Genomic DNA, 6,803 nt, shown 5'->3' on the forward strand with positions numbered 1-6,803 from the left:
TATCCTTTGTGGTGGATGGCGTACATCCGTATGATATAGGTGTGATTCTGGATAAGCTGGGGATAGCGGTACGTACCGGACACCACTGTGCACAGCCGGTGATGGATAGATTTAATATTCCGGGAACAGTGCGTGCCAGCCTGGCATTATATAATACGAAAGAAGATATTGATAATTTTGTGGCGGGTTTGACTCGTGCGTTAAATATGCTTTTATAAAATGACAATAAACGAAATTCAAGACGAATTAATTGACGACTTTTCTTTTTATACAGACTGGATGGAAAAATATGAATACATCATCCAACTAGGAAAAGAAGTCCCCTTAATCGATGAAAAATACAAAACCGACAACTATATCATTAAAGGCTGTCAGTCTAAGGTATGGCTCTATCCTGAAATGCTTGATGGAAAAATTTATTTCAAAGCCGATTCAGATGCTGTCATAACGAAAGGTTTGGTAAGTCTGATGGTGAAAGTGCTTTCTGGACATACTCCAAAAGAGATTGCGGAGGCAGACCTTTATTTCATCGATAAAATAGGCTTGAAAGAACATCTTTCTCCGACGCGTGCCAATGGTTTATTGGCTATGGTCAAACAGATGAAACTATACGCTATAGCATTGATGAATAAATAACAAAAAGGACTCTATCACCGATAGAGTTCTTTTTTGTTTATGGCTATTGCAACACACCTTGTTAGGTGTATATAAGGTAGGGTGAAATATCTCTAACCCATTGTTCTATTCCCTCCTTGGTGTTAATTCTGTTGTTTTTTAAGAACTCAAAAGCTTGGGGTATACCTAGCAGCTTGTCGAGATGGCTACTTCCGGAAGGGTTGACGTGGGTCTTGTAAGCTCTTTCGGTAAGCTTATCACCAAAAAGTTCATAAATAATCTGTATAAGTCTTATGAAATAATCAACGGATTGAAAGGTTTTAGGTTTCCAAGGGATAATCCGCAAGCCATGACACACTTCGCCCGAATATATAGACTCTTTGGCTACATAGTGTACTTCTTCAATGTGTGCTTCAGTCAGTCGCTTTTTGACCTGCTCGTGTAGGAGCACGGCATCTATCCATGGAGCGCCAAATTGTGCAAAAGGAAAATCAGTACCGCGGCCTTCGTGTATATTTAATCCTTCGAAAAGACAAGCTCCGGCGTAAGTATATATGGTATCGCGTTTCTGTATCGCTGGGGAGGTAGGAAAGAAAGGATAACCTTGATTTTGGGTTCTATCCCATCCTTTCATAGCCACAATTTCCAGCTTTAGCTCAGGGAAGTAGATGGCTTTAAAGTATTGAGCTAGTTCGGCCAAGGTGCAGTGATGAGTTATGGGCATGTTATACCTTCCAATGAAGGATACGCACTTTGAATTCAGGAAAGGACCTTCAGCAAGATTGAGGTTGTGTGCCATAGGGTTGGGGCGGTCCAACAGCACCACAGGTTTGTGGTGTCTCTCACAGCTTTCCAACACATAGGTCATCGTCCACAGATAGGTATAGAAGCGTGCGCCTATATCTGGCAAGTCGATGAATAAAACATCGATATCGGAGAGATCTTCTTCTGCTGGTGCTAATTTTTCACTATAAAGACTTATGATAGGAACATTCAATACATTGTCCTTCTGATGGTTTATGTAGGCACCATCCGCTCCTGTACTGTCGAGGCCATGTTCTGGGGCGAATAGTTTTACGATGTTGAATCCCGCCTTTTGAAGTGCAAATCTGCTATGTAATCCTTGCGAGGTCAGGGAGGCCGCATTACATACCAAAGCTATCCTTTGTGCATGGTATGAAGAAGCCTTTTCCAGCATGGTATCGACTCCGAAGCGTATCTTATTATTCATGTGGTGAAAATACACATTTGACAGTTTATTTAGGTAAAAAATTAATGTTAACCAGCTTATGAATGCTTGTTGTGTCTCTTTTGATATTGTTTGGGGCTAGTCTTGGTGATACTTTTAAATATCTTATGAGAGTTAACGAAACTATTAAAGCCGCTGTCGAAACAGATTTCTTTGAGGTTAAGTTCGGATGATTTGAGCAGCTTACAGGCATGGGATACCCGCAGCTCTGAGACAAATTGTATAGGTGTCTTTCCCGTTTTTTGTTTGAAGTAGCGGCAAAATGAATTTTTGGTCATTCTTGCCAGTGCAGCTAGTTCTTGTAGTTCTACTTTGTGGCGATAATTTTGTTTGATGTACTGGATGACATCGTTCATTCTTTTTTCGTCTAACGAATGGTTGAGGAAAGCATAATTTTTGCTCACCAGACTATGTGGATTTTCTTTCTGAAAATAATATAATGCATTTAATAAACCGGTGATTTTAAGAACATGTTCTTCCTCTAGGATGGCGTGGAAAAGGCTATGCCATCTTTTGTCTGTATCGGCTAAAAATAAAGCTCGGCCGGAAGCGAGAAGACAGTCATTCAAAATTTTAAGTTCTTTAATCTGGAAGAAGTTTTCTCCTAAAAAATGCGGATGAAAGTGAATGACAATACAGTCTATCCTGCTGTCTCCAATAAGATAGTTTTCGTCAAACATCCAATAGTGGGGAAGGTTAGAGCCTATAAGTACACAGTTGCCAGGAACAATCGTTTGGATACAATCGCCCACGAAGAGTGTTCCCGTACCCTTGATAATATAAATAAACTCTACTTCATCATGATAATGCCAGACCTGGTGATGTTGAGGGTAAGTATCTCTTCGTACATGTAAGCTTTTGTGGAAACTGTCCTGCAAGCTCAGCCTTTTTATCTTCATACATCTAAGATATTCCTCTATTAGGTAAAATGCAATTTTCTTAGGGTAATATAGTTTATGTTTTGGGTAAATTGGTATGCTTTATTTTTTAGGGATTGTCCTATCTTTAGATAACCAAATATAAACCAGTAATTATGAGCAAACAAAAGTCATATACTTTTGCGATAATACTAATAACCTCATTGTTTTTCTTTTGGGGTTTCATCCATAATCTGGATCCTATACTTATCAAACATCTGCGAAGTGTATTCAGTCTCACACATGTTCAGGCTTCGTTAGTAGATTCCTCGGTATTTATAGCTTATTTTCTGATGGCCATTCCCGCAGGAATGATTATGAAGCGCTATGGATATAAGTCAGCTATTTTGGTGGGGTTGTTGCTGTTTGCTTTAGGCTGCTTTTTGTTTATTCCTGCCGCTAATGGCTTGAGTTATATGTTTTTCCTTACTGCGCTGTTTGTACTTTCGTGTGGCCTAACGATTCTGGAGACGGCCGCGAATCCTTATATCACGGTATTGGGAGACCCATCAAGGGCGGCATTGCGGCTTAACTTTGCCCAGTCTTTCAATGGTTTGGCTGCCTCATTAGCGCCCATAGTAGGGGGCAAGTTCATTTTAGCAGAAGAGCCTAAAAGTCAGGAGGAATTGATGGCCTTGGGGGATGCCGCAAAATTAGCTTATATACAAAGCGAGACGTCGTTGGTGAAAGGTCCTTACCTTGTGTTGGGAGCAGTGATTTTGCTGGTAGCTATACTCTTTTTCTTTACCAAGCTGCCGGATATTAGGGATGAGGAAGAGGTGGTCGGCAAAAACCTTTTTTCGAGTCTGAAACACAAAAATGTGCGTTGGGGGGTGGTGGCTCAGTTTTTTTATGTGGGAGCACAGATTTATGTGTTCAGCTTTTTACTTGTATTTGCGGAAGACGCTTTGGATATGCCGGGCCAGCAAGCCAAATATTATGGAGCATTAGCCGGGCTTTTATTTATGATAGGCCGCTTTGTGGGAACCTTTTTTATGCGTTTTGTAGAAGCGTATAAGCTATTGATGCTGTACAGCATTTTTGCTGCTCTGTTGACCTTGATAGTCATCTTTGGATCTGGTATGGCTACTTTGTATGCTTTGGTAGGAACTACCTTCTTTATGTCGATTATGTTTCCTACGATTTTCGCTATAGGTATTCGGGATACGGAATCAGACACCAAGTCTGCTTCCAGCTTTATTATTATGTCTATTGTAGGGGGCGCAATCATTCCACCCTTATCAAGCAGCATTACCGATATGACACATAATATTCACTCTTCTTATGTCATCGTGCTGTTATGTTTCTTGGTGGTAATGTTTTTGGCGTGGAATACACGCCCTGTTGAATCTTTAGAAAATCATTCCTTATGAAAAGATATGTTTTAGCCTTGGATCTTGTGGATGATCCTTTCTTAATTGCGGAATACGAACGTTATCATAGAGAAGTATGGCCGGAAGTGAAACAGTCAATTCTTGATGCTGGAATTGTGCATATGGAGATTTATAGGTTCGCCAACAGACTGTGTATGGTCATGGAAGTCGCCGAAGGATTCAGTTTTGAGAAAAAAGCCGAGATGGACGCAGCTAATATAGACGTGCAGAAATGGGAAAGGTTGATGTGGAAATACCAGCAGGCAATGCCTGGGGCTAAAGAAGGAGAGAAATGGGTGCTTATGAATAAGATTTTTGAGTTGTAAGCTATGGGAGGAAGAAGTTTTTTGAAGATTCACCCTCAGGACAATGTACTTGTGGCGTTGAAGGATTTGCCGGAGGGCACAATCATCCGTTGTGACGGAAGGGTTATTGTGTTGCGGCAGGAGGTAAAGGCTAAGCATAAGTTTACGCTATATGCCTTGTCTAAGGATGCCGAAGTGTATATGTACGGTATGGTGGTAGGTAAAGTTAACGAGTTTCTTGAAGAGGGTAGTCTATTGACCGTAGACAATCTGCGACATGCTACGGGTGGTTTTCACATGACAGACAGAAAATTAGAATGGCAGAAGCCTGATGTTACCAGATTTAAGGATGCTACCTTTTTAGGGTATCATCGTAGTAATGGGCAGGTAGGTACGGCAAACTATTGGTTGGTCATACCCTTGGTATTCTGTGAAAACAGGAATGTACATACTCTTAAGGAGGCTTTGGAAGAGAAGTTAGGATATGCTGTACAGAGTAAGGATTATTCTTACGAGGTGGACCTATTGATAGAAAAATACAAGAAAGGGGCCACAGTGGAAGAGCTCTTACAGATAGACTTTTCAGGAGAGAAACGGAAGATTAAAAGTAATAAGCTGATTTGAAAATGATAGACGGTAATTAAAATTTTTGACGCATGAATTCGGCTGTGGAGGCACGCGTCAGGATTCTGATGCGCTATGTGGTTTGTTGGCTGGATATATTACGCATCCCAATGTGGCTGGAGCTACGGTGCTGAGTTTGGGCTGTCAGCATGCACAGGTATCCATTTTACGTGCTGAGATTGAAAAACGTGATCCCCACTTTGATAAACCGCTATATATTTTCGAGCATCAGCAGGAAGGAACAGAAGACCTGCTGATGCAGAAGGCTTTGAAAGCTACCTTCTGCGGTCTTGTATTCGCTAACAGTCAGGTTCGTCAGCCGGCACCGTTAAGTAAGCTGTGCATAGGTCTGGAGTGTGGCGGTTCGGACGGTTTTTCGGGAATTTCGGCTAATCCTGCCGTGGGTTTGGTGTCCGACATTGTGGTGGCTTTAGGAGGTTCAGTCATCCTTTCCGAATTTCCGGAATTATGTGGTGTAGAACAGGAACTTAGTGAACGCTGTGTGGACGAAAATACGGCAAAGAAGTTTATACAGCTTATGAAGAGTTACAATAAGCAAGCGGAAGACGTTGGTTCGGGATTCTATATGAACCCTTCTCCCGGCAATATTCGTGATGGACTTATTACAGATGCCATAAAGTCTGCTGGAGCAGCCAAAAAGGGAGGTACTTCCCCTATAGTACATGTGGCCGACTATCCAGAGTTAGCGAATAGGCAGGGATTAAATTTGCTATGTACTCCGGGAAATGATGTGGAAAGTACTACTGCGGAAGTGGCAGCGGGCGCGAACGTCGTCTTGTTTACTACGGGATTAGGAACACCAACCGGAAACCCTATCACTCCGGTAATTAAAGTCTCGTCAAATACGGCAACCTACCAGCGCATGCAGGATATCATAGACATAAATTGTGGTACCATCATCGATGGAGAAGAAAGCTTAGAAGAAGCGGCATATAGAATTTTGGATTATGTTATTGCCGTGGCCAGCGGCAAAGAAACACCGAAATCCGTATTATTAGGTCAGGATGATTTTATACCTTGGCGTAGAGGTGTTTCACTTTAGTTGTATGAATTAATAGTTTAATAGAATGAAGTTAAAAGATAAAATAGCTATAATCACAGGTGGGGGTAGCGGTATAGGAAAAGCTATTTCGCAAACCTTTGCGGAAGAGGGAGCTTTCGTACATATCCTTGATCTCAATGAGAAAGCAGGAGCTAATGTTGTAGAAAGTATATCACGAAAGGGAGGGAAGGCCCAATTGCATGTCTGTTCGGTGGCTAATCAGAAGGTCGTGATGAACGTTGTGGATAGGATAGGCCGGGTGGATATTTTGGTAAATAATGCCGGGATAGCTCATGTAGGGAACGTAGAAAATTGTTCAGAAGAGGATTTCAATAAGGTCTTTGAGGTGAATGTCAAAGGAGCTTATAATGCATTGTATGCTGTAGTACCCAAAATGCGTATACAGGGGGGAGGTGTCATTCTTAATATAGCTTCCATAGCAGCTTTGGTGGGAATAAGTGACAGGTTTGTCTATTCGATGAGCAAGGGAGCGGCACATGCTATGACGATGTCTGTTGCTCGCGATTATTTAAAGTATAATATCCGTTGTAACTCTATTTCTCCGGCGCGTGTTCATACGCCCTTTGTGGATGGCTTTATCGCCAAAAACTATCCAGGAAAAGAAGAAGAGATGTTTGAGAGACTTGCGCAGTCGCA

7 protein-coding genes and 1 pseudogene are annotated in these 6,803 nt (G+C 41.7%); 6 read left to right on the forward strand and 2 right to left on the reverse strand.

Translation table 11 applies throughout. The features are described 5' to 3' along the window. Both SD31_RS08755 and SD31_RS08760 read left to right on the forward strand, forming a co-directional pair. A partial coding sequence (locus SD31_RS08755) for an aminotransferase class V-fold PLP-dependent enzyme (RefSeq protein ID WP_039053843.1) occupies positions 1 to 218 on the forward strand: 218 nt, incomplete at its 5' end. A gap of 1 nt (position 219) precedes the next feature. Continuing rightward, on the forward strand, positions 220 to 636 hold the full coding sequence (locus SD31_RS08760) for a SufE family protein (protein ID WP_039053844.1): 417 nt from the start codon (positions 220 to 222) through the stop codon (positions 634 to 636). Between the two features lie 61 nt (positions 637 to 697). On the opposite strand, the gene SD31_RS08765 is transcribed toward SD31_RS08760, so the two are convergent. Both SD31_RS08765 and SD31_RS08770 read right to left on the reverse strand, forming a co-directional pair. After that, the gene (locus tag SD31_RS08765; protein WP_039053845.1) at positions 698 to 1,846 is read right to left on the reverse strand and encodes an exo-beta-N-acetylmuramidase NamZ domain-containing protein; all 1,149 of its coding nucleotides are present in this window, start codon (positions 1,844 to 1,846) and stop codon (positions 698 to 700) included. Positions 1,847 to 1,902: 56 nt separating this feature from the next. Further along, complete coding sequence (locus tag SD31_RS08770) at positions 1,903 to 2,763, reverse strand: AraC family transcriptional regulator (RefSeq protein WP_039053846.1); 861 nt, start codon at positions 2,761 to 2,763, stop codon at positions 1,903 to 1,905. Positions 2,764 to 2,897: 134 nt separating this feature from the next. On the opposite strand from SD31_RS08770, the gene fucP reads away from it, so the two are divergent. The 4 genes and pseudogenes from fucP to SD31_RS08790 form a co-directional block, all read left to right on the forward strand. Beyond that, positions 2,898 to 4,154, forward strand: coding sequence for an L-fucose:H+ symporter permease (gene fucP / locus SD31_RS08775; protein WP_039053847.1), 1,257 nt, complete (start codon positions 2,898 to 2,900; stop codon positions 4,152 to 4,154). Further along, on the forward strand, positions 4,151 to 4,480 hold the full coding sequence (locus SD31_RS08780; RefSeq protein WP_039053848.1) for an L-rhamnose mutarotase: 330 nt from the start codon (positions 4,151 to 4,153) through the stop codon (positions 4,478 to 4,480). Before fucP ends, SD31_RS08780 begins: the two co-directional genes overlap by 4 nt. Positions 4,481 to 4,483: 3 nt before the next feature. After that, a pseudogene (locus SD31_RS08785) lies at positions 4,484 to 6,146 on the forward strand (UxaA family hydrolase). Positions 6,147 to 6,171: 25 nt separating this feature from the next. Further along, on the forward strand, positions 6,172 to 6,803 hold a 632-nt coding region (locus tag SD31_RS08790; RefSeq protein ID WP_039053849.1), incomplete at its 3' end, for an SDR family NAD(P)-dependent oxidoreductase.

This window comes from Sphingobacterium sp. T2, assembly GCF_000814685.1.
Taxonomy (GTDB): domain Bacteria; phylum Bacteroidota; class Bacteroidia; order Sphingobacteriales; family Sphingobacteriaceae; genus Sphingobacterium; species Sphingobacterium thermophilum.

What these genes read in the sequence shown, in the direction of transcription:
- SD31_RS08760 (WP_039053844.1), top strand. Translation starts at nt 220, where the DNA reads ATGACAATAAACGAAATTCAAGACGAATTAATTGACGACTTTTCTTTT.
- SD31_RS08765 (WP_039053845.1), bottom strand. Translation starts at nt 1,846, where the DNA reads ATGAATAATAAGATACGCTTCGGAGTCGATACCATGCTGGAAAAGGCT.
- SD31_RS08770 (WP_039053846.1), bottom strand. Translation starts at nt 2,763, where the DNA reads ATGAAGATAAAAAGGCTGAGCTTGCAGGACAGTTTCCACAAAAGCTTA.
- fucP (WP_039053847.1), top strand. Translation starts at nt 2,898, where the DNA reads ATGAGCAAACAAAAGTCATATACTTTTGCGATAATACTAATAACCTCA.
- SD31_RS08780 (WP_039053848.1), top strand. Translation starts at nt 4,151, where the DNA reads ATGAAAAGATATGTTTTAGCCTTGGATCTTGTGGATGATCCTTTCTTA.